This window comes from Clostridium porci (assembly GCF_009696375.1).
Classification (GTDB): domain Bacteria; phylum Bacillota; class Clostridia; order Lachnospirales; family Lachnospiraceae; genus Enterocloster; species Enterocloster porci.
On sequence record NZ_VUMD01000058.1, the window covers coordinates 1 to 1,904 of the forward strand.

Genomic DNA, 1,904 nt, shown 5'->3' on the forward strand with positions numbered 1-1,904 from the left:
CCGCTGGAGCGTTTCTCCTTCAAGCGGCCTTTTTCATCATACTGGTACTCATAGGAATGGCCGTCGCTGACCGCCTGCATAAGACGACCGATGCTGTCATAGCGGTAGGTCCGGATGCATGGATGCTCCCCCTTCTCATCTACCGCCCGCTCATACACCAGATTCCCCAGGGCGTTGTAGCTTCTGTGCACCTGCTTTCCGTCACGGTCGATATAAAGCGCCAGGTTCCCTTCCGCGTCATACTGGAACTGTTCTGTTCCTCCCAGCTGATCCCTTCGTTCCCGCACCTTCCCAAGGCTGTTATAGCGGTACTGCACCAGGTTCCCCTTTCCGTCTGTGCTGGTTTTGATCTGTCCTGCCGGCGTATAGGCATAGGTCTCCCTTACGCCGTCTGCAAAGCCGATCCCCGTTATCCGTCCCCAGGCATCCGTATCATAGGTAACGGTCTGGCTGTTTCCATCCGTGATCCCTAGTATCCGGCCTCTGGCGTCATACCGGCAGCTCTGGATGGCCTTCCCCTTCTCTCCCTGGCGGAGCGCTCTGGCCCTTCCATCCAGCGTATAGGAAATCTCTGTTTCATTTCCAAGGCCGTCCTTCTGGCGGATGACATTGTCCTGAAGATCGTAGCCCCATTCCTGCACCGTCTGTCCCAGCCCGTTTACCTGGCGGACCCGGTTGCCCCGGCTGTCATACTCATAAGCCGTGACAGTCGCAAAGCCTTCCCTTTCGTTCTCTCCATATGCCTGGAGCTCTTTGATTAAATTATCATTCTGGTCATAAACATAACTCCTGGAAGCGCCGGAGGGAGCGGCCCGGCGGGTCAGCCGGTCCTTCCGGTCATACTGGTAGCTGCTTGTCAGAATGGTTCCGTCCGCCCCTTCCACTGTCTCCTGAACCAGATTCCCCGCCGCGTCATAGGCGTAGCGCACCGTCCGGTCGATCCCGTTTGCCTTGTCCCGGATTCTCTCACTTACCAGGCGGTCATCCTTATCATAGCTTCTCCGGATCTCATGGCCCTTTGGCGTGGTGATGGATGTCAGGTTCCCGTTCTCATCGTATCCATAGGACGTCACTGCCAGACCGATCCCCCCGTTCCCCTGGATCTCCTCTGTCTTTTGGACCCTCCAGCCGTTTTTGTTATAACGGAAGCGGATGGTTCGTTTGACCCCTTCCTCTATGGCCTGTTCCTCCAGGGTGCGGTTGCCCAGGCAGTCATAATCATACTGTACCCTTGCCCCAAAGTCATCCTCCACCCGGATCAGGCGGTTATTCGTATCATAGGTGAAGCGGATCCGCTGCCACTGGCTGGGGCTTTCGCCCTCCGCCGCCTCCGTTTCCCCATACAGCTCCTCGGTCTTATTGCCCTGAAGGTCATACCGGTATGCCTTAACACGGTAATAGGCCGCTCCCTTCTCCCGGCGGATGCTGGTCCGTTCCTCTATCTTCTGTCCCAGGCTGTCATAGGCAAAAAGCGTCTCGTTTCCTTCCCCGTCCGCTTCCCGCAGTACCTGTGCATGTCCGTTGTAGGCATACTGGCGCAGCAGCTTCCCATCCGGGTCCGTCACCCTTGTCAGCCTTCCCATCCGGTCATAGGCATAGGTATACCCCGGTCCCTGATCCGCCTGCTGGTCGTAGTGTTCCGGCAGGATCTGGCGCAGCATATGTCCGTCCGCATCGTAAAAGCGGCGTTCGACGCCGCCGTCTGCATAATAGATCCGGATGGCGTTTCCGTCCTTGTCATACTCATACCGGGTCCCTTCTCCCAGGCTCCCTTTTTCTGCATAGCCCTCCGGATGGATCCGCCGGGTGATCCCTCCCTCGAAATTCCGGAATACACGCTGATGCTCCTGCTCCGGGCTTATGGTATCCACCACCCGCTCTAAGAAGTCATAGCGGTATTCATA

Annotated in this window: 1 pseudogene; it reads right to left on the reverse strand. The window is 57.1% G+C overall.

Features of this window, described 5'->3' with window-relative positions:
• Positions 1-1,904: pseudogene (locus FYJ39_RS20320) on the reverse strand (RHS repeat protein); the annotation flags it as partial.